Origin of the sequence: Aeromicrobium sp. CFBP 8757, from assembly GCF_014841755.1 — a bacterium.
Taxonomy (GTDB): Bacteria; Actinomycetota; Actinomycetes; order Propionibacteriales; family Nocardioidaceae; genus Aeromicrobium.
Map to the genome: position 1 here is coordinate 234,274 of NZ_JACYUM010000002.1, position 26,578 is coordinate 260,851.

The following is a 26,578-nucleotide window of genomic DNA, read 5'->3' on the forward strand; positions in this document are numbered from 1 at the left end:
CGAGGTGCTTCCTTCGGTCGGACGGAGCGGGTCAGGTGGCGGCGGGTGCCGTGGCGACGGCGGGGGCGGGGGCCGACGCGACCCCGTTCAGCGGGTTGTCGAAGCCGCGCATCAGCGCCGCGATCGCGATCATGGTGCGGTCGCGCTCACGGACGTTGTCGGCCCAGTCGTCGTGCGGGAGGCTCTGCTCGATCTCGCGGGCCACGCGGTCGACGGTATCGGGTGTCCACGGGTCCTCCGTGGAGCGCTCGATGCCCAGCCGTGCGTACACGCGGCCGTGCAGCTCGGCGTGCTGCCGCAGGCCACCGCGCGTGTTGAGCTCGTTGGTCGCGAACGGTCCCATGACCGCCCAGCGGCGTCCGAGACCCTCCCGCACGATCGTGTCGACGTCGACGGGCGACACGACCCCGTCCCGCACGAGGCAGTACGCCTCGCGCAGGAGCGCACCCTGCAGCCGGTTGAAGACGAAGCCCTCGATCTCCCTCGTCAGCACGACGGGGGCCATCTCGAGCGACTCGACCATCGAGACCGCACGTGCCACCGTCTCGGAGGACGTGAAGGGCGCCGGCACGATCTCGGCGACCCGCAGGAAGTACGGCGGGTTGCCGGGGTGCACGACGAGGCAGCGGTCGCGTCCGGGCAGCCCGTCGGCGAAGCGCGACGCCATGATGGTCGAGGTCGAGCTGGCCAGGACGGTGCCGGGCGACGTGGCGGCGTCGAGCGCGGCGAACAGCGAGCGCTTGGCGCCGACCTCCTCGAGGATGCACTCCTGCACGTACGACACCCCGACGACGGCCTCCTCGAGGCTCGTGCAGGCCCGCACCCGGCCGATGACCGTCGACACGTCCCCGGCGACCAGCCCGACGAGGGCCATCTGCTCGATCGTGTCGGCGACCTCCTCGACCGACGCGTCGAGGCGACGCGGGTCGAGGTCGAACAGGCGCACGGAGCGGCCGGCGCACGCGAACACGACGGCCCACGCCACGCCGATGCTGCCGGCACCGACGACGGCGACGGGATCGGCGGCGCCGCGGCCCGCCGACCGGTCCCCCGCGGAGGTGTCCTCGTTGACGAGGCTCACGGTCACACGCCGATCTGCTGCGCGTAGTCGTCGATCTCGCCGAGGACGGTCATGATGCGGGCAGCCTTCTCGTCGCCCTCGGGACCGATCTGGTCGAAGCGCGTGATGGGCGCCCGGACGGGACCGACGGGATGGCCCTGGCGGCGGGCGAGCTCCTTGGAGTACGCCTGGTGGCCGTACGTCGGGTGCCCCTCGGCGATGATCGCGTCGAACCGGTGGATCAGGTCGTCGATGTGGCGGGCCTCGTCGATGCGGCCGGCCTCGAGCAGCCCCCACATGCCGGCGGACGCGCGGGGGATGTAGTTGCCGTACGGGTTGACGTAGCCCTTGGCGCCGAGCAGGTACGAGTCGACGGGCTTCTCACCGGCGTAGACGACCATGTCGTCGCCCGCGAGCTCGACGACCTCGCCGACGCGCTCGACCTCCTGCGACGACTCCTTGATGTACGACACCGTCGGGAACGCCTTGGCGAGGCGGGCCACGAGGGCGGCGCTCATGTCGACGTTGGTCGTGACGGGGTTGTTGTAGAGCATGATCGGCAGGTCGACGGCGTCCGTGATGGCCTCGTAGTACCAGAAGACCTCGTCGTCGGTCGGCGTGTAGTAGTACGGCGGCGCGATCATCAGGCCGTCGGCGCCGAGCTCGGCGGCGTCGCGGGCCGCCTCGATCGCGAACGGCGTGAACGCGTTGGTGGCACCCACGAGCACGGGGATGCGTCCGTCGATGTGTCGCACGGTCTCGTCGACCAGGAGGCGCCGCTCGTCACGGGTCAGCGTGAGGAACTCGCCCGTCGAGCCGAGCATGATGATGCCGGGCACGCCGGACTCGAGCTGCCAGTCCAGGAACCCCTTCAACCGCGAGACGTCGATGGCGCTGGCGTCGTCGGTGAAGGGGGTGACGGCAACGGTGTAGCTGCCTCCGAAAGCCTGCGGCGTTGTCATGGTGACCTCTCTGCGAACACTTGTACGTTCTGTGAACACCTACGATACGATGAGAAGCATGCAAGAGGGAACACCGGCGCCAGAAGTTTTCGATGTCGTCGTGATCGGTGGCGGCGCCACCGGTGCCGCGACGGCGTACTACGCGAGCCGCGACGGCGCGCGCGTCCTGCTCCTCGACCGCAACGACCTCAACACCGAGGCGTCGGGGCGCAACGCGGGCAGCCTGCACGGCCAGATCCAGCACGAGCCGTTCCTGCACATGGGCGACGACTGGGCCCGTGACTGGTTGCCGGCCCTGGCCTTCCTCGCCGACTCGCTCGCCGTCTGGGACGGCCTGTCGGCCGAGCTGGGCGTCGACCTCGAGGTCAAGAAGAAGGGCGGGCTGCTGCTCGCCGACCGGCTCGACCAGCTGCCCGACATCGAGCGCAAGGTCGCGTTCGAGCGATCGATCGGCATCGACAGCCGCATGATGACCCGCGACGAGGTCGTGGCGCTCGCGCCGTGGGTCTCCGACGAGGTCGTGGGCGGCGAGCTGTGCCCCATCGAGGGCAAGGCCAACCCGCTGCTGACGGCCCCCGCGTTCGCGCGGGCCGCGATGCGGCACGGCGCCACGGTGCGCACGGGCCTGTCGGTCTCCGGGCTGGAGCGGACGTCCGGGGGCCTCCACCGCGTCGTGACGACCGACGGTTCGTTCGACACCCGCAGCGTCGTCATCTGCACGGGCGACACGATGCCGGTGTTCGGCGAGATGCTCGGCATCAACCTGCCCGTCACGAGCGAGGCCGTGCAGGTCAGCGTGACCGAGCGCATCGAGCCGCTCGTCGACCACCTGGTCTACTACGCGGGCGGCAAGCTGACGTTCAAGCAGGCCACGACCGGCACGCTGCTGATCGGGGGCGGCTGGCCCGCGCGACGCGACGCCGACGGCGCCTGGGTGCTCAACCCCGACTCGCTGCGCGAGAACCTCGCGATCGCCGTGCGCATCGCCCCGACGATCTCGTCGGTCAAGCTGCTGCGCACGTGGGTCGGCGTCGGCAACGGGACGCCCGACCAGCGGCCGATCCTCGGCGAGGTGCCGAGCCACCCGGGCGTCTTCGTGGGCATCTACCCCTACATGGGATTCACCGCGAGCCCCCTGATGGGGCAGACGCTCGCGGCCCTCGCGGCGGGTCGCGACCCGGGCCGCGACCTGACGCCTTTCGACCCGCTGCGCTTCAGCTGACGCCGGGCCGCGGACGTCTGGGGCGGCCGGCCCCCCGGCTCAGTAGTAGTAGTAGAACGACCACACGTTGTTGGCGATCTTGTGGCACGAGAGGTAGATCCTGTACCCCTGCAGCTGCATCTGGCGCTGCCCGTACTGACACGTGCGCAGCGACGAGAAGTTCACGTTCGCCGCATTCGCCTCGGCCGGCGTGGCCCCGACCAGCCCGACACCGGCAGCCAGTGTCAGGCCGGCGACGGCGCCGGTGATGCGTGTCGTGGTGCGTGTCGTGGTCATGTGCACTCCCCCGAGCAGGTCCGCCCTCAGACGGCTTCCAGTGCGTCGAGCCTAGAGCAGCAGCACGTCCGCCGGCCAGCACGACGCGACGGTGGCGTCGGAGCAGGACGGCTCGGCGACCACCGGCCGCGCGTGCGTCACCCCACCGGCGACGACGTCTCGGGAGGGTTGGCGACGTCGACCAGCCGCACCGGCTTGACCGGCGCCTGGGGCGCGAAGCCCGTCCGCTCCCCCGCCGGCTGCCCCGTCGTCCGCGCGCCCAGGGCGCTCAGCACGGGGCCGCAGTAGCGGCCCTGGCACTTGCCCATGCCGACGCGGGTGAGCCGCTTGACCGCGCCCGCGCTCGTCACGCCGTCCTCGAGCCCGGCCGCCATCTCGCCGAGCGTGATGTTCTCGCAGCGGCACACGACGGTGTCGTCCGCCGCGAGCTCGTCGGTCAGCACGGGTGCGCCGAACAGCCGGAGCATCGCGTTCTGGAACCTCAGGTGGCGGGCGGCCCGACGCCGGTCGGCCGCGGGCGGACGACCGGCCGCGCCGGACAGGTCGAGCGCGACGGCCGACCCCGCGAGACGGCCCTGGGCCTGCGCGAACTTGGCGCCCTGCACCCGGGCGCTGTCGCCGATGACCCACACGTCCGGTCGTGACGTGCGGCCCGAGTCGTCGGTCCGCGTGACCAGGGCGCCGCGATCGGCGTCGAAGACGTGCTCGCACCCGAGCGAACGGGCCAGGTCGTTGCTCGGGACGAACCCGTAGCCGAGGCACACCGCGTCGACGTCGAACGTCCGCTCACGACCCGTCGGACGTCCGTCGCGGTCGAGCCGGCGGACGACCGCCCGGCGCACGCCGTCGACGGGATCGCCCTCGAGGGCCGTGACCGCCGAACCGGTCACGAGCGGGACGCGCCGCCGCACCAGCGAGGCGAGGTAGCGCATGCCGTCGCGCATCAGGCCCGGCGACGCCACGGCCATCGCGGCGACCGCGCCGCCACGGGTCGGCTGCATGATGCGGCCCAGCTCGACCAGGCCGACGACGTCGGCGCCCGACCGGGCCAGCTCGTACGCGAGCTGGATGTTGAGCGGTCCGTTGCCCGCGACGAGGATCCGCGAGCCGGCCGTGACCTGGTACGACCGCAGGAGGCTCTGACCGGCCCCCGTCGTCATGACGCCCGGCAGGGTCCACCCCGGCACGGGGACGCCCCGCTCGTAGGCGCCCGTCGCGATGACCAGGCGCCGCGGGCGGATGACCCACCGCTGCCCGTCCGAGCGCGCGACGACGTGGTCGGTGTCGAACGCGGCCCACACCGTGGTGCCGAGCAGGATCGTGGCACCCGACGCCTGCACCTCGGCCACGAGCGCACGTCCCGCCCTGAACTGGGCGTCGAGGCGCTGCTCGTCGAGGCTGAACGCCTTGCTGGGCTGCTTGTAGTACTGGCCGCCGAGCGACGCTCGGTCGTCGACCAGCACGACGTCGAGACCCTGCCGCGCCAGCTCGGCGGTCGCGGCGAGGCCCGACGGCCCACCCCCGACGACCAGCACGTCGGGCGTCAGCTCGGACTGCGGCGTCGACTCGACCTCCACGAAGGCGTCGAGGGGTGGCCGGACCGGCTGCGCCCGGACGTCCATGCCGTCGGCCGCCGGGGTCATGCACGCCAGCACGCCGCCGTCGCCGTCGACCGACACGGTGCACTCGTGGCACACGCCCATGCCGCACCAGACGCCGCGGCGTCCGGCCGACTCGTCGTCGCGCATGCCCCGTGACCCCGCCGCGACCATCGCCGAGGCGATCGTGTCGCTCGCGGACACGGGGACCGTCTCGCCGTGCACCGACATCTCGCCGCCGTCGTCGGCCGGGCCCACGCCCGGGAGGTGCACCCTCATGCCGTCGCCCCCTCGCGCGCCGCACGGGGGCCGTGCTTGCGGACGTACGCCCGCCACGTCGTCGCCCACCCGTCGGGGTCGTCGAGGCCGCTCGGGTCGATCTTCGCGACGACCTGCCGGTGCGGGGCGGTGCGCACGAGCTCGGGGTCGGTCCGCGCCTCGTCGAGCACGTGCGCCAGCACGTCGATCCACGTGTCGATGTCCTCCTTCGACCACATCTCGCCCGCCTCGGGCGTGAACGGCTCGGGGACGATCCACGGCTCGTGGCTCAGCCACATCGCGTCGATGCCGAAGTCGGACATGCGGTTCTGGACGTCGACGGCCGTCACGCCGGTCTCGGCCGTGACCTCGGCCATCGAGAACCGCGTCATCTCGAGCCGGGGGTCGCCCAGCCCGGGCAGCGACCGCGTGACGCCGGGCACCTGGAGGATCCGCTGCTCCATGTAGTTGTTGGCCAGGACCGACAGATCGGCGGCCTCGCGGAGCCCGTCGGTGCCCATGGCGCGCAGCCAGCTGTACGCCTTGACGAGCTGGTGGACGTTGCCGAGGTACTCGCGCACGCGGCCCACGCCCTGCTCGGGCTCCTCCAGCACGAACGCGCCGTCGACCTCGGCGATGACGGGTCCGGGCAGGAAGCGCGCCAGCTCGGCCGAGCAGCCGTACGCGCCGACGGCCGGGCCGCCTCCGCCCTTCGGGACGCCGAACGTCTTGTGCAGCATGAACATGCACGCGTCGAAGCCCAGGTCGGCGGCCTGCACGCGCGTCATGACGCCGTTGAAGTTGGCGTGGTCGTAGAAGCACAGCCCGCCGACCTCGTGGACGGCCTCGACCCACTGCTTGATGTGCGGGTTGTAGATGCCCATGTCGTCGGGGTTGTTGACCATCAGGGCGGCGGTCTGCGGTCCGATGGCGGCCTGGAGCGCCTCGAGCGACGGGTAGCCGTCCTCCTCGACGGGAAGCGTCACGACCTCGAAGCCGGCGGCCGCGGCGGTCGCGGGGTTGCACGGGTGCGCCTGCGCCGTCGTGACGATCTGCCGCCGCTGCGCCAGCTCGCCCCTCGAGGCGTGGTACGCCCGCGTGACGCACACGTGCAGGAACGCCGCGTCGGCGCCACCCCCGGGCTGGAAGCTGAACGCGTCCATGCCCGACAGGTTCTTCAGGCCCTCGCCGAGGGCGTGGACGATGCCCAGCAGCCCCTGGTAGGTCGACGGGTCCTGGCGCGGGTGCACCGCCGCGACCTCGGGACGGGCGGCGACGGCCTCGTTGACGCTCGGGTTGTGCTTCATGGTGCACGTGCCGAACAGGCTGATGCCCATCATGCCGAGCGTCTCCTGCGCCAGGTGCAGGTAGTGGCGGCGGGCCTCGTACTCGGCCAGCTCCGGCAGCTCCGGCGGCGCGGTGCGCAGCAGCGACTCCGGCAGCAGCGGCGCGTCGTCGGTGTCGTCCGACCACGGCGCGGGCGGCACGAAGCCGCGACGGCCCGGCGCCCCGAGCTCGAGGACGACGGGCTCGTCCCAGACGGGCGCGTGGTAGCGGCGGGTGACGCTCATGCGCAGATCTCCTTCAGTGCGTCGACGAGCTCGCGCACGTCGTCCTCGGTGTGGATCTCGGTGATGCAGTACAGCGCGCAGCCGTCGAGCGCCGCGTGGCTGCCGGTCAGGTCGTGCCCGCCGAGGATGCCCCGCTCGAGCAGGGCGGCGTCGACCTCGGCGACGGTCAGCGAGGTCGCCGTGAAGTCGACGACGAGCTCCTTGAACGCCCGGTCGGCGTGGCGGACCGTCACGCCCGGCACCTCGGCGATCAGGGCGGCCGCGGCGCGGACGTTGCGGACGAGCGTCGTGCCCAGGTCGGCGAAGCCCTGCGGCCCGAGCAGCGTCATGTACACCGCGGCGCGGACGGCCCACAGGTACACGGAGTTGCCGGTCCAGTCCTTCGCGAGCTCACGGGAGCCGTACGAGCTCTGCTCGAACAGCGTCATGCCGAACGCCAGCTCACCCGGCCGGGTCGTCGGGGCGGCGCTGACCTGCAGGGTCGGGAACTGCCGGGCGTACCGCTCGTCGTCGCGCGTCGCGATGAATCCACCGACCCCGCCACCGGCGTTGAGCGGGATGCCGAGCGGCTGGATCGAGCCCACGACGATGTCCGCGCCGAACGACCCGGGCGGGCGGAGCACACCGAGCGACGTCGGGTCGACCGACACGACGGCCTCGGCGCCGACCGAGTGGGCCAGCTCGACGGCGTCCTGCACCTCGTGCTCGACGACGCCCCAGGCGTTGGGGGTCTCGACGTAGACCGCCGCGACCCGGTCGTCGACCAGTGCGCGCAGCGCCGCGAGGTCGAGCGTGCCGGTCGCCGGATCGACGGGGATCTCGCGCACCGTGATCGAGCCCGGCAGGTCGGGCGACCCGCAGTACGTGTCGATGACCCGGCGACGCTCGGGGTCGACGGTGTCGGGCACCAGCACGACGTCACGGCCCGTCAGGCGGGCCGCCATCCGCAGGGCGTGCCCCGTCGCGCAGCCCCAGCTGTAGACCGGCAGGCCGACGAACTCGGTGTCGAGCAGCGCGCCGAGCTGCGACGAGAACTCGAACCAGATCTGGTTGCGTCCGTGGTCGGAGCTCGGCGTGCCCCACACCGACGTCGCGATCTCGGGGCGGGCCGCCACCTCGTCGCACAGCGACGGGACGTAGTGGTTCCAGTAGCCGCCGCCGAGGAACGACAGGTGCGTCTGGGTCGAGACCGTGCCGCGCAGGCGCCGGTCGAGCTCGCGTCGCAGGGCGGCCTCCGAGACGATGCCGGGCACCTCGGTCGTCACGCCGGCCCGGTGGTCGGCCGGGATCTGGTCGAAGAGCGACTCGACGTCGTCGATCCCCAGGGCGCTCATCATCGCGGCGCGGCTGCCGGCGGCCGAGTTGGCCATGTAGGGGTGCACCTGGTTCATGACGATGCGGTCCTTCCGTGGAGGTCGTGCGCTACGCGAGCGCGGGGATGTCGATCGAGGGGGCGGCGGAGCTGACGATCCGCATCATGGTCGTGCGTCCCGGCCCGACGTGGACCGGGCGGTAGCCGTCGAGGCCGCGGACCGGCTCGGCGTCGCCGAGGTCGACGTGCAGCACGGGCGGGCTGAGCGATGCGAGCTTCGAGGCAGCCGCGACGACGTGCAGGCGGTCTGGCCCGACGCGGTCGAGCACGCGGGCGCTGAGCTCGTGGTTGCCACGACCGAGCAGGAAGCCCTGCCCACCGACCACGCCGAGCAGCACGTGGGTGGCGGGGTCGGCGGCGGCGTCGAAGACCTGGTGCTCGGTCGCGTCGCGCACCGCCGAGCCGTCGGCCGCCACGACGTCGACGCCGTGGACCGTCGACGTCAGGCCGAGCCCGCGCGCGACGTCGGCGACCGTGGCGCCGGGGCCCAGCACCCACTGCGCACCGGGGCCCGCGGTGGCACGGAGCTGGCGGCCGACGGCCTCGAGCATCGACGGGTCGGGCACCGCGGACGTCCGCTTCGCGCCCTGCAGCAGGGCGCGGGCGACGGGCACCCGCACCGACCCGGTCACTTGCGGTCCGTCGCCGTCGCCGCCGACGACGTCGAGCAGGTCGCACGACTCGGACCGCACCCGACCCTCGACCACCGCGAGCAGCAGGTCGCCGGCGGCCTCAGGGGTGCGGGCGAAGACGCCCGAGTGCATCTTCACGCCGGCCGGCACGCCGACGACCAGCGTCGTGCCGACGTAGCCGGCCAGGTCGGTCGCGGTGCCGTCGCCGCCCGAGAACAGCAGGCAGTCGACGCCGAGGTCGAGGCCCACGACCGCGCGTGCCGCCGCGACGGTGTCGGACACCGTGGTGAGGCCCGACGCGGCCCGACCGACCACGCGGTGGTCGAGTCCCATGTCGGCCAGCAGGTCGGCCCCGAGGGCCCCGGGGGCCGTCACGAACCGGGTGCCGCGCGGGAGCCGGTCGGCGGCCCGCGCGAGGGCACGGCGCATGCGGTCGGTCGCACGTCCGGCCTCGAGCGCCTCGCGGTGCTGGCGGTCGTCGAGGTCGGCGGTCCCGTGCATCGCGCGGGGCCCGCCGTAGCCGGCGATCGGGTTGACCAGCACGCCGATCACCCGCCCGCCGACCACCTCGTCGCCACCGACCGCCCGAACCATGGTCAGGCCTTCACCGCGACGGACTCGGCGGCCCGCCTCACGCCGTCGACCATGGCCCGGATCTCGTCCTCCGTCGTCGTGAACGGCGGCGAGAACGAGACCGTGTCGGCGGCCGGGAGGGCGCGCGTCACGACGCCGTTCTCGAGCGACGCCCGGGTCACGGCGGCACTGAACTGGCCCACCGCGTCGAACGGCGTGCGCGACGCGGGGTCCTTGACGAACTCGACCGCCGCGACCAGGCCCGTGCCACGGATCTCCGCGACGTTCGGGTGGTCGGCGAAGGCGCTCCGCAGCTCCGAGTGCAGCAGCGTGCCGAGGTCTCCGGCCCGCTGCACGAGCCCGTCGCGCTCGATGATGTCGAGGTTCGTCATGGCGGCCGCCGCGGCGAGCGGGTGCGCCGAGTACGTGTAGCCGTGGCCGAACGCGCCGTAGCGGCTCGAGCCCTCGACGATGACGTCCCACACCTTGCTGCCGACGAGGCACGCCGAGAGCGGGACGTAGGCCGACGTGATGCCCTTGGCCACGGTCATGAGGTCGGGGCGCGCACCGACCGCGGTGCTGCCGAACTCGACGCCCAGGCGTCCGAAGCCGCAGACGACCTCGTCGGCGATCAGCAGCACGTCGTACTTGTCGAGCACCTTCTGGATCTCGGGGAAGTACGTCTCCGGCGGGACGATGACGCCGCCGGCGGCCATGACCGGCTCGGCGATGAAGGCCGCGACGGTGTCGGGGCCCTCGGCCACGATCAGGTCGTCGAGCTCCTGCGCGAGGGTGCGGGCGAACTCCTCGTCGGTCGCGCCGGGCTCACGCTCCCACAGGCGGTGGGGCGGGCGGACGTGCCGGATCATCGGCAGCGGCAGGTCGAAGCCGTCGTGCAGGTTCGCCAGGCCCGTGAGGCCACCCGACAGCACCGTCACGCCGTGGTAGCCGCGGTGCCGCGAGATGATCTTCTTCTTCTCGGGGCGTCCCAGCAGGTTGTTGTAGTACCAGACGAGCTTGGCCTGCGTGTCGTTCGCGTCGGAACCGGAGTTGCCGAAGAACACCTTGGCCATCGGCACGGGCGCCATCTGGATCAGGCGCTCGGCGAGGCGCGCGGGGGCCTCGGTGCCCATCGACGAGAAGGCGTGGAAGTACGGCAGCTTCGAGGCCTGGCGGTGCAGCGCGTCGGCCATCTCGGGGTGCGAGTAGCCGATGTTGACGCACCACAGCCCCGCCATGGCGTCGAGGTAGCGGCGACCGTCGGCGTCGACGACGGTCGAGCCGTGCGCCTCGACGATCGAGATCGGCGGACCCGACTGCTGGTGCGTGGCCAGCACGGTGAACGGGTGGAAGACGTAGTCCCGGTCCAGGTCGGCGATCGACATGGGCACCTCTCTTTCGTTCGAAGGGCGAACTTATGGTCGCTAGACGAACGTACCCGCTAGAGTGGACGACGTCCACCGTTCTCCGACGACGATTGGGTTCCATGATGACCAGTGCCACCGAAGGGTCCGAGGCCTCGGGCCTGCTCCGGACCGACCTCTACATCGACGGGCAGTGGCGCGCCGGCGGCGACGGCGTGCGCACCGACGTCGTCGACCCCTCGACCGGCGAGCTCGTCGCGCAGGTCGCCGACGCGACGCGCGACGACGTCCTCGAGACCGTCGCGGTCGCCGAGCGCGCCTTCGTCGAGTGGTCGCGCCGCCCCGCCCCCGAGCGGTCGCGGATCCTGCGGCGCTGGTTCGACCTGATCGTCGAGGAGGCCGACGGCCTGGCCGAGATCCTGACCGCCGAGCAGGGCAAGCCCCTCGCCGAGGCCCGCGGAGAGATCATCTACGGGGCCGGCTTCGTCGAGTGGTACGCCGAGGAGGCCAAGCGCGTCTACGGCGAGATCATCCCGCCGAACGTCGACGGTCGGCGCATCCAGGTCACGCGCAGCGCGATCGGCGTCACGTGCGCCATCACGCCGTGGAACTTCCCGTCGGCGATGATCCTGCGCAAGGTCGCCCCCGCCCTCGCGGCCGGGTGCACCATGATCGTCAAGCCGGCCAGCGAGACGCCGCTGTCGGCCTTCGCGCTGGCCGAGCTGGCGCACCGCGCCGGCGTCCCGGCGGGCGTCCTGAACGTGGTCCACGGCGACGCCGCGATGATCGGCGACGTGCTGACGACCCACGAGTCGGTGCGGGCGCTGAGCTTCACGGGCTCGACCGCGATCGGCAAGCTGCTGATGAAGCAGTCGAGCAGCACCGTCAAGAAGCTCGCGCTCGAGCTCGGCGGCAACGCGCCGCTCATCGTGTTCGACGACGCCGACCTCGACGAGGCCGTGAAGGGCGCCGTGGCGTCGAAGTTCCGCAACGCCGGCCAGACGTGCGTGTGCGCCAACCGCATCCTCGTCCAGGACGGCATCCACGACCGCTTCGTCGAGGCGTTCACGGCCGCCGTGCGCGAGCTCAAGGTCGGCGACGGGCGCGACCCGGAGTCGACGCAGGGGCCGCTGATCTCGCAGGCCGCGGTCGACAAGGTCTCGGCGCACGTCGCCGACGCCGTCGACAAGGGCGCGACGGTGCTGCTCGGAGGGCGTCCCCACGAGCTGGGCGGCACGTACTTCGAGCCGACGGTGCTCGACGGCGCGCGCCCCGACATGGTCATCGCCCACGAGGAGACGTTCGGGCCCGTCGCTCCGATCTTCACCTTCTCGACCGAGGACGAGGCCGTCGCGATGGCCAACGACACGCCCTTCGGGCTCGCCGCCTACTTCTTCAGCCACGACCTCGGCCGCGTGACGCGCGTCAGCGAGGCGCTCGAGTTCGGCGTCGTCGGCGTCAACACGGGCCTCATCTCCTACGAGGGGGCGCCGTTCGGCGGCGTCAAGCAGTCGGGCCTCGGGCGCGAGGGCAGCAGCCACGGCCTCGACGAGTTCACCGAGCTGAAGTACGTGTGCGTGGAGGGGATCCGATGAACGACCTGACGGGCAAGACCATCCTGCTGACCGGCGCCTCGCGCGGCGTCGGACGGGCGATCGCCGAGCGGCTCGCCGGCACGGGGGCGACGCTCGTCGCCCACTACAACAGCAGCCGCGAGGGCGCCGACGAGGCGACGCGGGGGTTCGCCTCCGACCGAGTGCACCTGCTGCCCGCCGACCTGAGCCACCCCGAGGGTGCCGCGGGCCTCTGGGACGCGACCCTCGAGGCCGTGGGTCGCGTCGACGCAGTGGTCCTCAACGCCGGCATCATGCCGAAGGTCGAGATCGACGCCCCCGACGCGGAGTGGGACGACACGTTCCGCACGGCCCTGCAGGTCAACACGCTGAGCCCCGCCGACCTCACGCGCCGCGCCGCCGAGCACTTCGCGGGCCACGGCGAGGGCGTCGTGGTGGGCATCAGCAGCTGGGTGACGCACCGCGGCGCCGGGCACCCGAACCTCGCGACGTACGCCGCGTCGAAGGCCGCGTACGCCGCGCTGCTCAAGACCGTGGCGCGCGCGTACGCGCCGCGGGGCGTGCTGACGTACCTGATCGCCCCGGGTGCCGTCGACACCGAGATGACGGCGTCGTCCTCGCTCGACCGCGGCGGGCTCGACGAGATCCGCCGCACCCTCGCGATGGGCGAGCTCGTGCCGCCCGAGGAGATCGCCGAGCTCGTGGCCGTCCTGTGCGAGGGACGTCTGCGGCACCTCAGCGGCGCGACCCTCGACGTCAACGGTGCGTCGTACGTGCGGTGACGGATTCTTGCCATCGGCAGGCCGACACACTATGTTCGCCCTGCGAACCACCGTGCCCCTAGGAGGCAGCATGCCCCAGACCGAGACGGACGCGGCCGACGACCGTCGTCCCGGCGAGTTCGTCCAGTCGCTCGACCGAGGCCTGGCCGTCATCCGGGCGTTCTCCGACGACAACGACATGCTGACCCTGGCCGAGGTCGCCAAGATCGCGGGCCTCAGCCGGGCGTCCGCGCGACGGTTCCTGCTGACGCTCGAGACCCTCGGCTACGTCGGGTACCGGCAGAGCCGGTTCTACCTGCGGCCGCGCGTGCTCGACCTCGGCTACGCGTTCCTGTCGTCGTCGTCGAGCGTCGAGGTCACGCAGGACCACCTCGACAAGCTCTCGGCCCGCATCGGCGAGTCGTGCTCGGCGTGCGAGTACGACGACGGCGACATCGTCTACATCGCCCGCGCGGCGGCCGACCGCATCATGACGATCCGCCTGAGCGTCGGACGTCGCCTGCCGGCGTTCTGCACGTCGACCGGTCGCGTGCTGCTGTCGTCGTTCACCGACGACCAGCTCGACGAGTACTTCGCGACCTATCCGCGCGAGAGCTTCACGGCGCAGACCATCACCGACGAGGGCGAGCTGCGCGAGCGTCTCGCCGAGGTGCGCGAGCGCGGCTGGTCGATCAACAACCAGGAGCTCGAGCTCGGGGCCCGCTCGATCGCGGCCCCCGTGGCGGACGCCACCGGCCGGTTCGTCAACGCCGTCAACATCTCGGTGCCGACGTCACGCGTGTCGGTCGAGCAGCTGGTCGACGAGTTCCTGCCCGAGCTCTTGTCGACGACGGCGCAGATCGGCGCCGACATCTCGCACCTCCGGCTGAGCTGAGGCCGGCGGCCCTCAGACCGCGGGCCGGGTCTCGCGGTCGCCCGCGCTGCCGATGCGCGACAGGAACCGCTGCGTGCGCTCCTCCTGCGGGTCGTCGATGACCTGGGCCGCGGGGCCCTGCTCGATGATCTTGCCGCCGTCGACGAACACGACGCGGTCGGCCACGTCGCGGGCGAACTCGATCTCGTGGGTCACGATCAGCATCGTGAGGCCCTCGTCGGCCAGCAGCTTCATGACCGACAGCACCTCGCCGACGGTCTCGGGGTCGAGCGCCGACGTCGGCTCGTCGAACAGCATGACCTTGGGGCGCATCGCCAGCGCGCGGGCGATCGCGACACGCTGCTGCTGGCCGCCCGACAGCTGGCGGGGGTAGGCGTCCTCCTTGCCCTCGAGGCGCACGTGGGCGAGGAGCTCGCGGGCCCGCTTCTCGGCGTCGGCCTTCGGCTGCCCCGCGACGCGGACCGGCGCCTCGACGATGTTCTCGAGCACCGTCATGTGGCCGAACAGGTTGAACGACTGGAAGACCATGCCGATCGACGAGCGCTGGCGCGCGAGGTCGGCGACCGGGACGTCGACGAGCCTGCCCTTGCGCTCCTGCACGCCGATCAGCTCGCCGTCGACCCGGATCGTGCCGTGGTCGGGCTTCTCGAGGAAGTTGACGCAGCGCAGCAGCGTGCTCTTGCCCGAGCCCGACGGGCCGATGATGCAGACGACCTCACCGGCGTCGACCTCGAGGTCGACCCCGTCGAGGACGCGCAGCGATCCGTAGCGCTTGCACAGCTGGTCGATCCTGACGAGCGGGTCGGCGGTCATCAGATGGTCTCCTCGTGGCTGAAGAACTTCTCGGTGGGCTTGCGCCGCTGCGGCAACCGGTCACGCCACGTGACGGGGGCGTTGCGGGTCGCGCCCTTGGCGAACTTTCGCTCGATGAAGTACTGGGCGATGTTCAGGACCGTGGTCAGGACGAGGTACCAGATGCTCGCCACGACCAGCAGCGGGATGGTCTCGAACGTGCGGGCGTAGATGACCTGCACGGTGTAGAGGAGCTCGTTCATCGAGATGATGCTGACCAGGCTCGTGCCCTTGAGCATCGAGATGACCTGGTTGCCCGTGGGCGGCACGATGACGCGCATGGCCTGCGGGAGGATGATGCGGCGCATCGACTGGCGGCGCGTCATGCCGAGCGCGGCCGACGCCTCGGTCTGTCCGTGGTCGACCGACAGGATGCCGGCGCGGAAGATCTCGGCCATGTAGGCGCCCTCGCACAGCCCCAGTCCGAGGGTCGCGGCGACGAGCGGCGTGATGAGGTCGTTGGTCGAGCCGCTGACGAGGTCCGGGCCGAACGGGATGCCGATCGACAGCTCCGGCAGGAAGCTCGCGAGGTTGTACCAGAACAGGATCTGGACGAGGACCGGCGTGCCGCGGAAGACCCAGATGTACGCGCCCGAGACCGCGTTGAGAACGATGCTCGGCGAGAGTCGCATGAGGGCGAGGACGAGGCCGATCAGGCAGCCCAGCACCATCGCGATGACGGTGAGCTGGATAGTGCGGGCGACACCGGCCAGCACGTCGCCGTCGAACATGTACGACCACACGACCGACCACTGGAGGCTGTCGGACGACAGGAAGGTCGCGACGACCTGGAAGGCGAGCAGCAGGACGATGATCTTCGCCGCCCAGGCCAGCACGGTGCCCACGAGCGGCGACCGGCGCGAGCGGACCGGCGTCATCGAGTCGTCGCCCGGCTCGGCGGGTCGTGTCGCTGTCGTGGTTCGATTCATCGGGTCGCCCCGTTACCTGAGTCACACGTCATACCCACAACCTAGGCAGAGTCGAGTCGTTCGTCAAGCGACCATTCGTTCGCTTAACGAACACTTAACATCGTCCGGGACCGAGATCCCTTGACAGTAGTGACCGCAGATGTACACACTTCGAACGTCTGGTCGCACAGCGAACACGATCAGTCCCTCCGATCTCGGGGTAGTCGGCGGCAACAACCCATTCATCAGGAGAAAGACCCATGGCATCTCTGCGATCCAGCAGTGCTCGTAAGGCGATCGTGTCCCTCGCGACCGCGGCCGTCATGACCGCCGTTCTCGGGGCGTGCGGCAGCGGATCCGACAGCGACGGAGGCAGCGCCTCCTCCGGAGGCAGCGGTTCCGACCAGGGAGTCACCGTCGCCGGCGTCAGCATCACCAAGGACGACGAGCTCGCGGCCATGGTGCCGAAGGACGTCGCCGACAAGGGCGAGCTGACCGCGATCGTCTACGACAACGCGCCCGCCGACACGTTCGTCGACGAGGACGGCAAGATCACGGGCTGGGGCCCCGAGTTCGGCGAGGCCGTCTCGGCGCTGCTCGGCCTCACGTGGGCCCCCGAGGCGTCCGGAGCGTTCGACACCTTCATCCCCAGCATCCAGAACGGTCGCTACATCACCGGCCCGTGGGCGTCGCTGACGGTCCTCCCCGAGCGTCTCAAGGTCGTCGACATCGTCGCCGTCCACGAGAACTCGACGGGCGTCATGACGAACGAGGACAGCGACCTGACGATCTCGACCCCCGAGGACCTGTGCGGCCTGAACGTCGCGGCCCTCGCCGGCTCGTCGTTCATCTCGCAGCTCGAGGAGGTCAGCACGACCTGCACCGACGCCGGGAAGAAGGCGCCGACCGTCAAGGCGTACCCGCAGCAGGCCGCGGCCCAGCTCGCCGTCAAGAACGGCCGCGCCGACGCCTTCGCCACCGCCAAGGGACAGCTCGCCTGGCTCCTGCGCGAGACCAAGGGCTTCAAGCTGCAGCCGCTCGACTACCAGCCCGCCCTCGAGGGCATCGGCGTCTCGAAGACGTCCGGCATGACCGAGCCCATCGCCGCCGCGATGGACAAGCTCATGGAGGACGGCACGTACGAGACGATCCTGAAGAAGTGGGACGTCGACTTCGGCCTGCTCGACAAGTCGCAGATCAACCCCACCAGCTGACACCGGCACCACCCTCGACGTGGCCGGGCGAAGACCTCTTCGCCCGGCCACGTCCGTCTGATCGGAGACCCATGGACTACTCGAAGCTGTTCGACCTCACGGGTCGCCGCGCCGTCGTGATCGGCGGGGGACGCGGCATCGGACGCGAGACGGCCCTCGCGCTCGCGGCGCACGGCGCCGACGTCACGGTGGCCGACGTCGACCAGTCGCTGCTCGACGAGACGGCCTCCCAGCACGCCGGCATGACGACGTACCGGGTCGACGTCCTCGAGCCCGGCGCCCTCCTGGCGATGGCCGACGAGCTCGGCACCACCGACGTCCTCGTGCACCTGCCCGCCCGCGGCGCCCGCAAGCCGCTCGTCGACCTGACGATGCAGGAGGTCGACGACGTGCTGCAGCTCAACCTCGTGTCGTGCTGGGACGCGATCCGCAGCTTCGCCCCCGCCATGACCGAGCGCGGCAGCGGCTCGATCATCGCGTTCTCGTCGATCCGCGCGACGCTCATCGAGCCCGGTCAGGGGATCTACGGCGTCTCCAAGGCCGGCGTCGCGCAGCTGGTCCGCGGCGCCGCGTCCGAGCTGAGCCCCCGCGGCGTGCGGGTCAACGCGATCGCCCCCGGCGTCGTCGAGACACCGCTGACGCAGAGCCTGCGGTCGAACCAGGAGTGGTACGACGCGTACTCGCAGAAGAACGCGATGGGACGCTGGGCGCAGCCGTCCGAGATCGCCGGCGCCTCGGTGTTCCTCGCCTCCGACGCGGCGTCGTACGTCACCGGCAGCACGCTGACGGTCGACGGCGGGTGGACCGTCGTCGACGGTCGCTACGACCCTCCCCTGTGAGCCGTCGGCCGACACGTGCGGGACAGATCACGCGCCATTCCTAGCCTCTGCTCAGGTTGTGCTCGTACTCTGGAAGTTCTGCCGACACCAGGAGCCCACGAGTGACGACCCCCGACCCCGCGCCGACGGACACCGCGCCGAAGCGCCGACGCGAGCCCTCGCGACGCCGCATCCTCGTGCGTCGCGCGCTGCTCGGTGTCGGCGTGCTGGTGCTGGTGCTGGGCGTCGGCGCCGCCGCGGCGATCTGGAAGCTGCAGGGCAACATCGACAAGGCACCGCTGACCGAGTCGGTCGTCAAGGACAAGACCCCCAAGGGCGCCATGAACATCCTGTTCATCGGCTCGGACTCCCGCGACCTCGGCACCGACGAGTACGGCAAGGGCACCGGCTCGCAGCGCAGCGACGCCCTGATGCTGGTGCACTTCTCGAAGGGCAACACCCGCATCGACGCGGTGCAGATCCCCCGCGACACGCTGCTCGACCTCCCGGCGTGCAAGGACACCGGCAGCGGTGCCTTCGCCGGCGGCACCGACCAGATGATCAACGCGGCCCTCGACGGTGGCCCGGCGTGCTCGGTCAAGGCCGTCGAGACCCTGAGCGACGTGCGCATCGACCACTTCGTGCAGCTCGACTTCGACGGCTTCGCGTCGATGGTCAACGCCCTCGGCGGCGTCAACGTGTGCCTCGACGAGGCGCTGGTCGACAAGGACGCCAAGCTCGACCTTCCCGCCGGCGAGCAGAAGATCAAGGGCAAGGACGCGCTCGCGCTGGCCCGCACCCGTCACGCCGTCGGCGACGGCAGCGACATCGGCCGTCTCGGCCACCAGCAGGTCGTGATGTCGTCGATCATCAACCAGGCGCGCAGCACGAGCGTCCTCACCCGGCCCGACAAGCTCTTCAAGTTCGTCAACGCGCTCACGAGCTCGATCACGGTCGACGAGGGCATCTCGTCGATCCCCGACCTGACGGGTCTGGCCAAGCGGGCGCGCGCGGTGCCCGACTCGGGCATCACCTTCGTGACGATGCCCAACGGCGCGGCCCCGCAGGATCCCAACCGCGTCGTCAAGACCGATGACGCCGACACGATCTTCAAGGCCATCAAGAAGGACCAGGAGATGCCGGTCGAGGGCGAGGAGTCGACCGACGCCGGCGGCAACGGCTCGGGCGGCGGCACCGAGACCAGCGACCCGCGCTCGACGCCCGTCCGGGTGCTCAACGCGGCGCAGACGTCGGGCCTCGGCACCTCGGCCCAGACCGCGATGACGGGGCTCGGCTACTCCGTCACCAGCGTGGCCACGGCGCAGAAGCCCGCGACCGCGACCCGCATCTTCGTCGACGGCACGCCCGAGGCGCAGGCCACCGCCGAGGCCATCAACGCCGACTTCGGCTTCGAGGCCGAGATCGTGCAGCAGGACATCTCGGGCGTGTGGCTCATCATCGGTGCCGACCGCATCGAGGCCGGCACCGACCCGGTCAAGCCCAAGCCCGTCAAGGCCACGAGCCGCAAGGCCAACGACTCCCTCTGCGTCTGAGCCGCGGTCGCCGCGGCGGCGGTTTCCCAGGTTCACCCCGGCTTCCGCGCGTCCCGTGCGCCGGATTCGGGGTGAACCCGGGAAATCGGCACCACACCCCTGTTGCCGCCGGGGTGAGGCGTCCACATCCCAGGTTCATCCCGGAAGCTTCCGGGGTGAACCTGGGAAACCGCGGGGTTGCGGCGGCGCACGGCGGGTACGGAGCCGTCATGACCGAGAATCCCGAGCCCCTGACCAACCCCGGCGAGACGCCCGACCCCGACGAGGCGCCCCTGCCTCCCCTCGAGCCGAGCGTCACGAACCCTGACGCCGACGGGACGGACGCCGTCCCGTCGTGACGGCCGTCGGCAGCCTGCGCTCGATCGTGCTCGATTGCGCGGAGCCCGCTCCCCTCGCCGGGTTCTGGGCGGCCGTGCTCGACCGCCCGGTCGTGCAGCGCGACGACGACTGGTGGGCGCTCGAGCGTCGCCCGGGCGAGGCACGCGTGTGCTTCCAGGTGGTGGACGCCTTCGAGCCGCCCCCGTGGCCCGGGGAGCACGGCGAGCAGCAGGTCCACCTCGACGTCGAGGTGGACGACCTGGACGCCGCGAGGACGGCCGTGCTCGGGCTCGGTGCCCGCCGGCTGGGCGACGTCGTCGACGAGCCGGACGACCGCCCGTGGCAGGTCTTCGCCGACCCGGCAGGGCACCCCTTCTGCCTCGTCACCTGACCGCCGCCACCTGACGGTCGTCAGACCTCGAACACGAGGCGGCCGTCGACGTACGTGCGCAGCACGCGGGTCGTCGCGATCTCGTCGTGCGACACCGCCAGCAGGTCGCGGTCGAGCACGACGAGATCGGCCGCCCGACCGACCTCGAGCGCGCCGGACGATTCGTCCCGGCGGCTGATCCACGCGCTGCCGCGGGTGTAGGCGTCGATCGCGAGCCCGAGCGGCAGCGACTCGTCGGCCAGCAGCGGCTCGAGCGCGCTGCCCGGCTCGCGGCGGGTCACGGCGACCTGGATGCCCTCGAGCGGGTCGGGCGACGACACGGGCCAGTCGCTGCCGAACACGAGCGGCGCTCCCGCGTCGACCAGCGACCGGAAGACGTACTGCTGCTCGCGCGCGACCTCGCCGAGGAACGGCAGCGTCAGGTCGACCATCTGGTCGTCGAGGCACGCCCACAGGGGCTGCGCGTTGGCCGTGACGTCGAGCGCGCCGAAGCGGTCGACGTCGTCGGGGTGCACGATCTGCACGTGCGCGAGGTGGTGCCGGTTGCCCAGCCGCCCGTTGACGTCGATCGCGTGCTCGATCGCGTCGAGGCTGTCGCGCACCGCCCGGTCGCCGAGCGCGTGCAGGTGCACCTGGAAGCCCAGCGCGTCGAGCTGCTGCACGTGACGGGCCAGGTCGGCGGCCTCGATGAACGACAGGCCGACGTTCGCCGTCGCGTGGCCGTGCGCGTCGAGGTACGGCTCGATCACGGCGGCCGTGAACGTCTCGCACACGCCGTCCTGCATGATCTTGACGCTGCCGGCGTCGAGGCCCGCGGCCGCGGCACGGTCGCGGCGGGCGACCAGGTCGGCGACCTGCTCGTCACCGCGGGCGCGGTCCCACCACAGGGCCGCGACGACCTTGGCGGTCAGCGAGCCGTCGCGGAGCGCGTCGAGGTAGGTGCCGAGCGAGTCGGCCATGCCGAGCCCCTCGCCGACCAGGGCGTCCTGCCACCCGACGATGCCCAGCGAGTGCAGGTGCGCCTGCGCCGTCATGAGCGCCGCGTGCCGCTGCGCCGCGTCGGCGGGCGGCACCAGGGCGCGCACGAGCTCCATGGCGCCCTCGTGGAGGGCACCGGTGGGCCGACCGTCGCGATCGCGCTCGATGCGTCCGTCCGACGGGTCGGGGGTCGACCCGTCGATGCCGGCCAGGCGCAGGGCCGCGGTGCTGACCCAGGCGCTGTGGTGGTCGCGGTTCGGCAGGAAGACCGGGCGGTCGCCGACGACGGCGTCGAGGAGCCGTGCCTCCGGCACGCCGCCCGGGAACGCCTCCATCGACCAGCCGCCCCCCAGCAGCCACTCGCCGCCGTCGCCGTCGACCGGGTGCGCGGCGTGGTGCTCCGCGACGACCGCCAGGTAGCCCTCGACGTCCGCGGCACGCGAGAGGTCGCAGGCGTTCATCTCGAGGCCGGCCTGCACGGGGTGCACGTGGGCGTCGTGGAACCCGGGCAGCACCCACCCGCCCCGCAGGTCGACGACCTCGCCCTCGGGCGCCAGGCCCACCCCCATGGCCGCGATCCGGCCGTCGCGCACCACGAGGGTGTCGACGTCCCGCAGCCACCGGCCCCCGGCGTAGAAGTGGCCGTCGACGAAGGTCAGGTCGTGCGTCATGGGCCTCAATGTGCCAGATCGACGGTTGACCCCGCGCGCTCGCCGCCGGCGAGGCACACTGGACCCGTGAGCACGAGGGAGCAGGTCAACGGGGCCGACACGTTCAGCACGTCCGCCGATCAGGTGATCGCCTACCTGAAGGCGCACACCCCGATCCCGGAGTGGTCGGTGTCGCGCGTCGCGGCCGGCGAGCAGGTGCACATCCACACCGGCGACAACGAGATGCTGCAGCTGGGGCGCCGCGTGCCGTGGGACGACACGTTCTGCATCCGCATGTCCAACGGCGCCGACCGCATCGTCCTCGACGCCGCCGAGCACCCTGCGTACTCCGACCTGCCCGACGCGGGCGTCGTCCGGGCCTATGCCGGCACCCCCATCACGGACGACGACGGTCGCACGTTCGGCACGCTGTGCGGCGTCGGCACCGAGCCGCTCGGCGGCTTCGACGAGATCGACGCCGACCTGATCGAGCTCATGGCCGGGCTGCTCTCGTCGCAGCTCAAGCTGGCCCGCATCGCCGACCGCGCACGGCGCACCGCCGACCTCGCCCGGGCGCTGGCGCAGACCGACGCCCTGACGGGGCTGGTCAACCGCCGCGGGTGGGACCTGCTCGTCGAGGACGCCGACCGTCGCATCACCGCCTACGGCGACCCCGTCGCGATCGCGGTCATCGACCTCGACGGCCTCAAGGCCCTCAACGACCTCGAGGGCCACGCCGCGGGCGACGAGCTCATCCGGCACGCCGGCGAGGTGCTCGCCGCGGCGGCACGCGCCGGCGACCGCGTGGCCCGCTATGGCGGTGACGAGTTCGCGATCCTGTCGAACAACGTCGCCGTCAAGGACCTCATCGCCCACTTCGCCCGCTTCTCCGAGGCCCTGGCCGACGCCGGGATCGCGGCCTCGCTGGGGTGCGCGCCCACCAGCGCGGGAGTCGTCGACGTCGCCGGTGCGTTCGAGCTCGCGGACGCCGACATGTACGCGGCCAAGCAGACGCGCCGCGCCCGCCTCGCCGGCGAGGTCGGCTGACGCCGAACGGCCCCCGGGGCGGCCCGGCGCCGGTACGGTGACGTCCATGACCGCCGTCCGGAGCCCGTGGCTCGTCGCGTTCGGGGTCGTCGCCGTCGTGCACCTGGCCCTGAACGCCGCAGGCGCGACCCCGCTCGACAGCATCAGCAAGTGCCTGCTGGCCCCGCTGCTCGCGGTCTGGGTCGCCCGGCAGGGCGGTCCCCGGCTGCTGGTCGTCGCCCTGGCCCTGTGCTTCCTCGGCGACCTGTTCCTCGAGATCGACGACCTGTTCGTCGTCGGGATGGCGGCGTTCGCGGGCGCCCACGTCGCCTTCGTCACGCTGTTCGTCCGCCGCGGCGCGCTCGACCGCCTCAGGCGGCGTCCACAGGCCGCGGTCGCCTATGCCGTCGTCGCGGTCGCGATGGTCGCGTGGTGCTGGGGCGGGCTCGAACCGGCGCTCAAGCCCGCGATCCCGGTGTACGCGGCGCTCCTGGTCGGCACCGCGACGGTCTCGCTGGCCGTCGACGTCCGGGCGGGCGTCGGCGGGGCGCTGTTCCTCGTGTCGGACGGCATCATCGCGCTGTCGCAGGCGGGCCGCATCGACGCCGACGCGACCGCCACGGGGCTGGCGATCATGACGCTGTACATCGCCGCGATCCTCCTGCTCGCGACCGGCGTCGTGCGCCGTGACGCGCAGACGCCCGCGACCACGCCCCACGACGCCCCGTAGGCTGGGCCGGTGCCGGGCAAGGACAGGACGTACCGCTTCGTCATCGTGGTCTTCGGGCTGCTGTTCCGACTGATGGGCTACCGGTTCGACGTCCGGGGCGTCGACAACATCCCCACGTCGGGTCGCGCCGTCCTGGCGGGCAACCACATCGGCTTCCTCGACTTCACGTTCATCGGCTACGCGGCCCGCCCGCGCGGGCGCCGCATCCGCTTCATGGCCAAGACCTCGGTGTTCCGGCTGCCCGTCGTCGGACGCCTGATGCGCGCGATGCACCACGTCCCGGTCGACCGGTCGCACGGCGCGAGCGCCTATCGTCGGGGGCTCGCGCTGCTCGACGACGAGCAGGTCGTCGGCGTGTTCCCCGAGGCGACCATCAGCCGGTCGTGGCTGCTCAAGCCGTTCCGGCGGGGCGCGGCCGGTCTGGCGCTGCACCGCGACGCCCCCCTGGTGCCGGTCGTGGTGTGGGGCGGCCACCGCATCTACACCGTCGACGGCCACCGCTCCCTGCGGCGCGGCGTCCCCGTCACGATCGTCGTCGGCACCCCGCTGCGCGCCGAGCGGGGCGAGACCGTCGACGCGCTGTCGGACCGCCTGCGTGCCAGCATGGAGCTGCTGCTGGCCGAGGCCATCGACACCTACCCCGAGAGCCCCCGCGACGAGGACGACCGGTGGTGGCTGCCGCACGACCGTGGTGGAGCGGCACCCGATCCGCAGACCGCGGCCGTGCTCGACCGCGAGGCCGTGGCCCGCATCGGCGAGACCTTCGAGTGACACCCGGACGACACGAGGAGACACCATGACGTACGACTCCACCACCCCCGTCACCGTCGGCGAGCTGACCTTCGACGTCCGGTTCGCCGGGCCCGAGGACGGTGCGCCCGTGATCCTGCTGCACGGCTTCCCCGAGACGTCGCTGTCGTGGACGCAGGTCGCACCGCAGCTGGCCGAGGCCGGGCTGCGGGTCGTCGCGCCCGACCAGCGGGGCTACTCCCCCGGCGCGCGCCCCGAGGGGGTCGAGGCCTACACGACTGACCTGCTGGTGCAGGACGTCATCGGCCTCGCCGACGCCCTCGGCATCGGCGACTTCGACGTCGTCGGCCACGACTGGGGCGCCGTCGTGGCGTGGCTGACGGCGGCCGCCCACCCCGAGCGCGTCCGGACGCTCACCGCGGTGTCGGTGCCGCACCTGCGCGCCTACAACGAGGCCCTGCGCAACGACCCCGACCAGCGCGAGAAGGGCGCCTACATGCAGGTGTTCCGGCAGGAGGGCGTCGCCGAGGACCTCCTGCTGGCCGACGGCGCCCGCCGCCTCGGCGCGATCTACGGCGACGCCGTGCCGACTCCCCTGGCCGCCCGGTACGTCGCGCACCTGGGCGAGCCGGGAGCCCTGACCGCAGCGCTCAACTGGTACCGGGCCATGACGGCCGAGCTCGCCTCGGCGCCGCGGACCGTCGTCCCGACGACGTTCGTGTGGGGCGAGCACGACCAGGCGATCGGGCGGGTGCCGGCCGAGGCGTGCGGCGACTTCGTCGACGCCGACTACCGCTTCGTCGAGCTGACCGACATCGGCCACTGGGTGCCCGAGCAGGCACCCGACGCCCTCGCCGCGGCGGTCCTCGACCGGGTGCGCGCGCGGGCATGAGAACCGGCGGCCCCGGTCGCGCCCTGCCGTGGCCGGCGTGGATCGTCGAGGCGCTGACGGCGTCCGGCGGGTCGGCGACGCCCCTGCAGGTGTCGCGTCACGTGTGGGCCCACCGCCGGGCCGAGCTCGAGGAGTCGGGCGACCTGCTCTACGTCTGGCAGCTCGAGCTGCGCGAGGCGGCCGCGCGCATGGTCGCCTCGGGCCTGTTGTCGACCGTCGACGACGCGTGGGTCGTGGCCGACGACGCAGCGGCGCGGACGCTGACGGCCAGGCCGTCGGGCTGGGACGCCGACGACGTCGCGGTGGCCGTCGCGGCCTACGTCTCGCTGCTGCGCGACCGCGACGAGGGGCGACCCCTGCGTCATCGCGAGGCCCTCGCGCAGGTGGGCGAACGCACCGGACGTCCGGTGTCGGCGGTCGAGAGCCTGTTCGCGAACGTCTCGGCGGTCGTGCAGGAGCACGGCGTCGAGCCCGTGGCGGCGTACGCGCCGCGGTCGAACGTGCCGCGCGGCGTGCGGCCGGCGGTGCGGGAGGCCCTCAGCCCGTGAGGGCCGTCGCCCCGACGCGCGCCAGCGGCCAGCCCTGCGGGTCGTCGAGCGAGCGGCCGACCCGACGGGCGTAGTCGTTCCAGTCGTCGGCGCGGTCGGCGAACCAGCCACGCTGACGATCCATCAGGTCGGCGAGCGTCCCGGCCGCGACGGCCGGGTGGCGGCGACCGATCTCGTGCGCGATCTCGCGCGCCGCCCGTGCGTCGGCCGTCGCGTCGTGGGCGTGGTCGAGCGGCACGCCGTAGTAGGCGGCGACGTCGGTGAGGCGTCGCGGCCCCAGCCCGCCGCGCTCGATGCCCCAGTCGACGACGTACGGGTCGACCACCAGGAGCCGCTGCCAGTCGGGCTGGCCGACACCCCAGCGCTCGGCCTCGGCCCGCAGCATCGTCAGGTCGTAGGCGGCGTTGTAGACGACGAGCCCGACGCCCCGGGCGACGAGGTCCTGCACCCAGGCCGCGATGCGGGCGATCGCCTCGGCGGACGACGGTGCGCCCGCCAGCACCTCGGCGGTGAGGCCGTGGACCGCGGCGGACGCCGGCGGGATCTCGACACCGGCGTCGACGAGTCCCGTGACGTCGTCGCCGCGGTCGCCCAGGAGCGCGTAGCTGAGGACCCGGTCGGTCAGCGGGTCGACCCCTGTCGTCTCGAAGTCGAGGGACGCGAGCGGGGCCAGGTGCCAGCCGGGGTGGTCGCCACGGGCCGGCGGGCGGGGGGTGCAGCCGAGGCAGATCGTGCGCCAGCTGCCCGGCAGGCCGATCAGGCGTCCCGCCGCGATCGCGACCGCGATGCCGCACGCGGCACACACCCCGGCATACCTGTTGGCTCTCATCGA

General features: G+C 72.2%; 26 protein-coding genes. 14 read left to right on the forward strand and 12 right to left on the reverse strand.

Features of this window, described 5'->3' with window-relative positions; all coding sequences use genetic code 11:
- Positions 1-31: 31 nt before the first annotated feature.
- Positions 32-1,081, reverse strand: a complete 1,050-nt coding sequence (locus IFT73_RS08055) for a 3-hydroxyacyl-CoA dehydrogenase (protein ID WP_192167182.1) — start codon at positions 1,079-1,081, stop codon at positions 32-34.
- 2 nt (positions 1,082-1,083) lie between these two features.
- Complete coding sequence (locus IFT73_RS08060) at positions 1,084-2,022, reverse strand: dihydrodipicolinate synthase family protein (protein ID WP_192167183.1); 939 nt, start codon at positions 2,020-2,022, stop codon at positions 1,084-1,086.
- Between the two features lie 58 nt (positions 2,023-2,080).
- Between IFT73_RS08060 and IFT73_RS08065 the strand changes: the two genes are divergently transcribed.
- Positions 2,081-3,244 carry an FAD-binding oxidoreductase gene (locus IFT73_RS08065; RefSeq protein ID WP_192167184.1) on the forward strand — a complete coding sequence of 388 codons (1,164 nt, stop codon included), beginning with the start codon at positions 2,081-2,083 and terminating at the stop codon, positions 3,242-3,244.
- Between the two features lie 39 nt (positions 3,245-3,283).
- Here IFT73_RS08065 and IFT73_RS08070 read toward each other — a convergent pair whose 3' ends face one another.
- The 6 genes from IFT73_RS08070 to IFT73_RS08095 form a co-directional block, all read right to left on the reverse strand.
- Complete coding sequence (locus IFT73_RS08070) at positions 3,284-3,520, reverse strand: hypothetical protein (protein ID WP_192167185.1); 237 nt, start codon at positions 3,518-3,520, stop codon at positions 3,284-3,286.
- Positions 3,521-3,657: 137 nt separating this feature from the next.
- Positions 3,658-5,397, reverse strand: a complete 1,740-nt coding sequence (locus IFT73_RS08075; RefSeq protein ID WP_192167186.1) for an FAD-dependent oxidoreductase — start codon at positions 5,395-5,397, stop codon at positions 3,658-3,660.
- Entirely contained in the window at positions 5,394-6,947 is a 1,554-nt protein-coding gene (gene gcvPB, locus IFT73_RS08080; RefSeq protein ID WP_192167187.1) for an aminomethyl-transferring glycine dehydrogenase subunit GcvPB, read from the reverse strand. The genes IFT73_RS08075 and gcvPB overlap by 4 nt, the downstream gene beginning before the upstream one ends.
- Entirely contained in the window at positions 6,944-8,338 is a 1,395-nt protein-coding gene (gene gcvPA, locus IFT73_RS08085; protein ID WP_197983847.1) for an aminomethyl-transferring glycine dehydrogenase subunit GcvPA, read from the reverse strand. The genes gcvPB and gcvPA overlap by 4 nt, the downstream gene beginning before the upstream one ends.
- A 31-nt stretch (positions 8,339-8,369) precedes the next feature.
- Entirely contained in the window at positions 8,370-9,545 is a 1,176-nt protein-coding gene (locus IFT73_RS08090) for an ATP-NAD kinase family protein (protein WP_192167188.1), read from the reverse strand.
- 2 nt (positions 9,546-9,547) lie between these two features.
- Positions 9,548-10,909, reverse strand: a complete 1,362-nt coding sequence (locus tag IFT73_RS08095; protein WP_192167189.1) for an aminotransferase — start codon at positions 10,907-10,909, stop codon at positions 9,548-9,550.
- A 101-nt stretch (positions 10,910-11,010) separates the two neighbouring features.
- Between IFT73_RS08095 and IFT73_RS08100 the strand changes: the two genes are divergently transcribed.
- The 3 genes from IFT73_RS08100 to IFT73_RS08110 all read left to right on the forward strand — a co-directional run bounded on the left by IFT73_RS08100 (position 11,011) and on the right by IFT73_RS08110 (position 14,118).
- Entirely contained in the window at positions 11,011-12,483 is a 1,473-nt protein-coding gene (locus tag IFT73_RS08100; RefSeq protein WP_305852079.1) for an NAD-dependent succinate-semialdehyde dehydrogenase, read from the forward strand.
- Complete coding sequence (locus IFT73_RS08105) at positions 12,480-13,244, forward strand: SDR family NAD(P)-dependent oxidoreductase (RefSeq protein WP_192167190.1); 765 nt, start codon at positions 12,480-12,482, stop codon at positions 13,242-13,244. Before IFT73_RS08100 ends, IFT73_RS08105 begins: the two co-directional genes overlap by 4 nt.
- Positions 13,245-13,314: 70 nt before the next feature.
- Positions 13,315-14,118, forward strand: coding sequence for an IclR family transcriptional regulator C-terminal domain-containing protein (locus tag IFT73_RS08110; RefSeq protein ID WP_192167191.1), 804 nt, complete (start codon positions 13,315-13,317; stop codon positions 14,116-14,118).
- A 12-nt stretch (positions 14,119-14,130) separates the two neighbouring features.
- Here IFT73_RS08110 and IFT73_RS08115 read toward each other — a convergent pair whose 3' ends face one another.
- Positions 14,131-14,931, reverse strand: coding sequence for an amino acid ABC transporter ATP-binding protein (locus IFT73_RS08115; protein WP_192167192.1), 801 nt, complete (start codon positions 14,929-14,931; stop codon positions 14,131-14,133).
- Positions 14,931-15,899 (reverse strand): amino acid ABC transporter permease, encoded by a 969-nt coding sequence (locus tag IFT73_RS08120; protein ID WP_197983849.1) that lies wholly within the window; start codon positions 15,897-15,899, stop codon positions 14,931-14,933. Before IFT73_RS08120 ends, IFT73_RS08115 begins: the two co-directional genes overlap by 1 nt.
- A 239-nt stretch (positions 15,900-16,138) precedes the next feature.
- On the opposite strand from IFT73_RS08120, the gene IFT73_RS08125 reads away from it, so the two are divergent.
- From IFT73_RS08125 to IFT73_RS08140, 5 genes are all read left to right on the forward strand, one after another.
- The gene (locus IFT73_RS08125) at positions 16,139-17,092 is read left to right on the forward strand and encodes a transporter substrate-binding domain-containing protein (RefSeq protein WP_192167193.1); all 954 of its coding nucleotides are present in this window, start codon (positions 16,139-16,141) and stop codon (positions 17,090-17,092) included.
- 71 nt (positions 17,093-17,163) lie between these two features.
- Positions 17,164-17,931, forward strand: coding sequence for an SDR family NAD(P)-dependent oxidoreductase (locus tag IFT73_RS08130; protein ID WP_192167194.1), 768 nt, complete (start codon positions 17,164-17,166; stop codon positions 17,929-17,931).
- Positions 17,932-18,032: 101 nt separating this feature from the next.
- Complete coding sequence (locus tag IFT73_RS08135) at positions 18,033-19,463, forward strand: LCP family protein (protein WP_192167195.1); 1,431 nt, start codon at positions 18,033-18,035, stop codon at positions 19,461-19,463.
- A 209-nt stretch (positions 19,464-19,672) separates the two neighbouring features.
- Entirely contained in the window at positions 19,673-19,801 is a 129-nt protein-coding gene (locus IFT73_RS19270; RefSeq protein ID WP_256435465.1) for a hypothetical protein, read from the forward strand.
- Positions 19,798-20,172 carry a VOC family protein gene (locus IFT73_RS08140; protein WP_192167196.1) on the forward strand — a complete coding sequence of 125 codons (375 nt, stop codon included), beginning with the start codon at positions 19,798-19,800 and terminating at the stop codon, positions 20,170-20,172. Before IFT73_RS19270 ends, IFT73_RS08140 begins: the two co-directional genes overlap by 4 nt.
- Before the next feature lie 20 nt (positions 20,173-20,192).
- On the opposite strand, the gene IFT73_RS08145 is transcribed toward IFT73_RS08140, so the two are convergent.
- Entirely contained in the window at positions 20,193-21,821 is a 1,629-nt protein-coding gene (locus tag IFT73_RS08145) for an amidohydrolase (protein WP_192167197.1), read from the reverse strand.
- A gap of 66 nt (positions 21,822-21,887) precedes the next feature.
- On the opposite strand from IFT73_RS08145, the gene IFT73_RS19565 reads away from it, so the two are divergent.
- The 5 genes from IFT73_RS19565 to IFT73_RS08170 are packed head-to-tail and all read left to right on the forward strand — an operon-like array spanning position 21,888 to position 25,746.
- Positions 21,888-22,847: a sensor domain-containing diguanylate cyclase gene (locus IFT73_RS19565; protein ID WP_192167198.1), complete on the forward strand. Its 960-nt coding sequence runs from the start codon at positions 21,888-21,890 to the stop codon at positions 22,845-22,847.
- A 46-nt stretch (positions 22,848-22,893) separates the two neighbouring features.
- Complete coding sequence (locus IFT73_RS08155; protein ID WP_192167199.1) at positions 22,894-23,556, forward strand: lysoplasmalogenase; 663 nt, start codon at positions 22,894-22,896, stop codon at positions 23,554-23,556.
- 9 nt (positions 23,557-23,565) lie between these two features.
- Complete coding sequence (locus IFT73_RS08160) at positions 23,566-24,327, forward strand: lysophospholipid acyltransferase family protein (RefSeq protein WP_371811202.1); 762 nt, start codon at positions 23,566-23,568, stop codon at positions 24,325-24,327.
- A 25-nt stretch (positions 24,328-24,352) separates the two neighbouring features.
- On the forward strand, positions 24,353-25,198 hold the full coding sequence (locus tag IFT73_RS08165) for an alpha/beta fold hydrolase (RefSeq protein ID WP_192167200.1): 846 nt from the start codon (positions 24,353-24,355) through the stop codon (positions 25,196-25,198).
- Positions 25,195-25,746 carry a hypothetical protein gene (locus tag IFT73_RS08170; protein ID WP_192167201.1) on the forward strand — a complete coding sequence of 184 codons (552 nt, stop codon included), beginning with the start codon at positions 25,195-25,197 and terminating at the stop codon, positions 25,744-25,746. Before IFT73_RS08165 ends, IFT73_RS08170 begins: the two co-directional genes overlap by 4 nt.
- On the opposite strand, the gene IFT73_RS08175 is transcribed toward IFT73_RS08170, so the two are convergent.
- Positions 25,736-26,575, reverse strand: coding sequence for an exonuclease domain-containing protein (locus IFT73_RS08175; protein WP_192167202.1), 840 nt, complete (start codon positions 26,573-26,575; stop codon positions 25,736-25,738). The two genes, IFT73_RS08170 and IFT73_RS08175, sit on opposite strands and share 11 nt — an antisense overlap.
- Positions 26,576-26,578: the final 3 nt, after the last annotated feature.

Excerpts from the sequence above, each read along its gene's own strand:
- IFT73_RS08170 (WP_192167201.1), top strand. The coding sequence starts at position 25,195 with ATGAGAACCGGCGGCCCCGGTCGCGCCCTGCCGTGGCCGGCGTGGATC.
- IFT73_RS08145 (WP_192167197.1), bottom strand. The coding sequence starts at position 21,821 with ATGACGCACGACCTGACCTTCGTCGACGGCCACTTCTACGCCGGGGGC.
- gcvPA (WP_197983847.1), bottom strand. The coding sequence starts at position 8,338 with ATGAACCAGGTGCACCCCTACATGGCCAACTCGGCCGCCGGCAGCCGC.
- IFT73_RS08165 (WP_192167200.1), top strand. The coding sequence starts at position 24,353 with ATGACGTACGACTCCACCACCCCCGTCACCGTCGGCGAGCTGACCTTC.
- IFT73_RS08155 (WP_192167199.1), top strand. The coding sequence starts at position 22,894 with ATGACCGCCGTCCGGAGCCCGTGGCTCGTCGCGTTCGGGGTCGTCGCC.
- IFT73_RS08130 (WP_192167194.1), top strand. The coding sequence starts at position 17,164 with ATGGACTACTCGAAGCTGTTCGACCTCACGGGTCGCCGCGCCGTCGTG.
- IFT73_RS08115 (WP_192167192.1), bottom strand. The coding sequence starts at position 14,931 with ATGACCGCCGACCCGCTCGTCAGGATCGACCAGCTGTGCAAGCGCTAC.
- IFT73_RS08070 (WP_192167185.1), bottom strand. The coding sequence starts at position 3,520 with ATGACCACGACACGCACCACGACACGCATCACCGGCGCCGTCGCCGGC.
- IFT73_RS08090 (WP_192167188.1), bottom strand. The coding sequence starts at position 9,545 with ATGGTTCGGGCGGTCGGTGGCGACGAGGTGGTCGGCGGGCGGGTGATC.
- IFT73_RS08120 (WP_197983849.1), bottom strand. The coding sequence starts at position 15,899 with ATGAATCGAACCACGACAGCGACACGACCCGCCGAGCCGGGCGACGAC.
- gcvPB (WP_192167187.1), bottom strand. The coding sequence starts at position 6,947 with ATGAGCGTCACCCGCCGCTACCACGCGCCCGTCTGGGACGAGCCCGTC.
- IFT73_RS08110 (WP_192167191.1), top strand. The coding sequence starts at position 13,315 with ATGCCCCAGACCGAGACGGACGCGGCCGACGACCGTCGTCCCGGCGAG.
- IFT73_RS08075 (WP_192167186.1), bottom strand. The coding sequence starts at position 5,397 with ATGAGGGTGCACCTCCCGGGCGTGGGCCCGGCCGACGACGGCGGCGAG.
- IFT73_RS08100 (WP_305852079.1), top strand. The coding sequence starts at position 11,011 with ATGATGACCAGTGCCACCGAAGGGTCCGAGGCCTCGGGCCTGCTCCGG.
- IFT73_RS08065 (WP_192167184.1), top strand. The coding sequence starts at position 2,081 with ATGCAAGAGGGAACACCGGCGCCAGAAGTTTTCGATGTCGTCGTGATC.
- IFT73_RS19270 (WP_256435465.1), top strand. The coding sequence starts at position 19,673 with ATGACCGAGAATCCCGAGCCCCTGACCAACCCCGGCGAGACGCCCGAC.
- IFT73_RS08095 (WP_192167189.1), bottom strand. The coding sequence starts at position 10,909 with ATGTCGATCGCCGACCTGGACCGGGACTACGTCTTCCACCCGTTCACC.
- IFT73_RS08175 (WP_192167202.1), bottom strand. The coding sequence starts at position 26,575 with ATGAGAGCCAACAGGTATGCCGGGGTGTGTGCCGCGTGCGGCATCGCG.
- IFT73_RS08060 (WP_192167183.1), bottom strand. The coding sequence starts at position 2,022 with ATGACAACGCCGCAGGCTTTCGGAGGCAGCTACACCGTTGCCGTCACC.
- IFT73_RS08105 (WP_192167190.1), top strand. The coding sequence starts at position 12,480 with ATGAACGACCTGACGGGCAAGACCATCCTGCTGACCGGCGCCTCGCGC.
- IFT73_RS08125 (WP_192167193.1), top strand. The coding sequence starts at position 16,139 with ATGGCATCTCTGCGATCCAGCAGTGCTCGTAAGGCGATCGTGTCCCTC.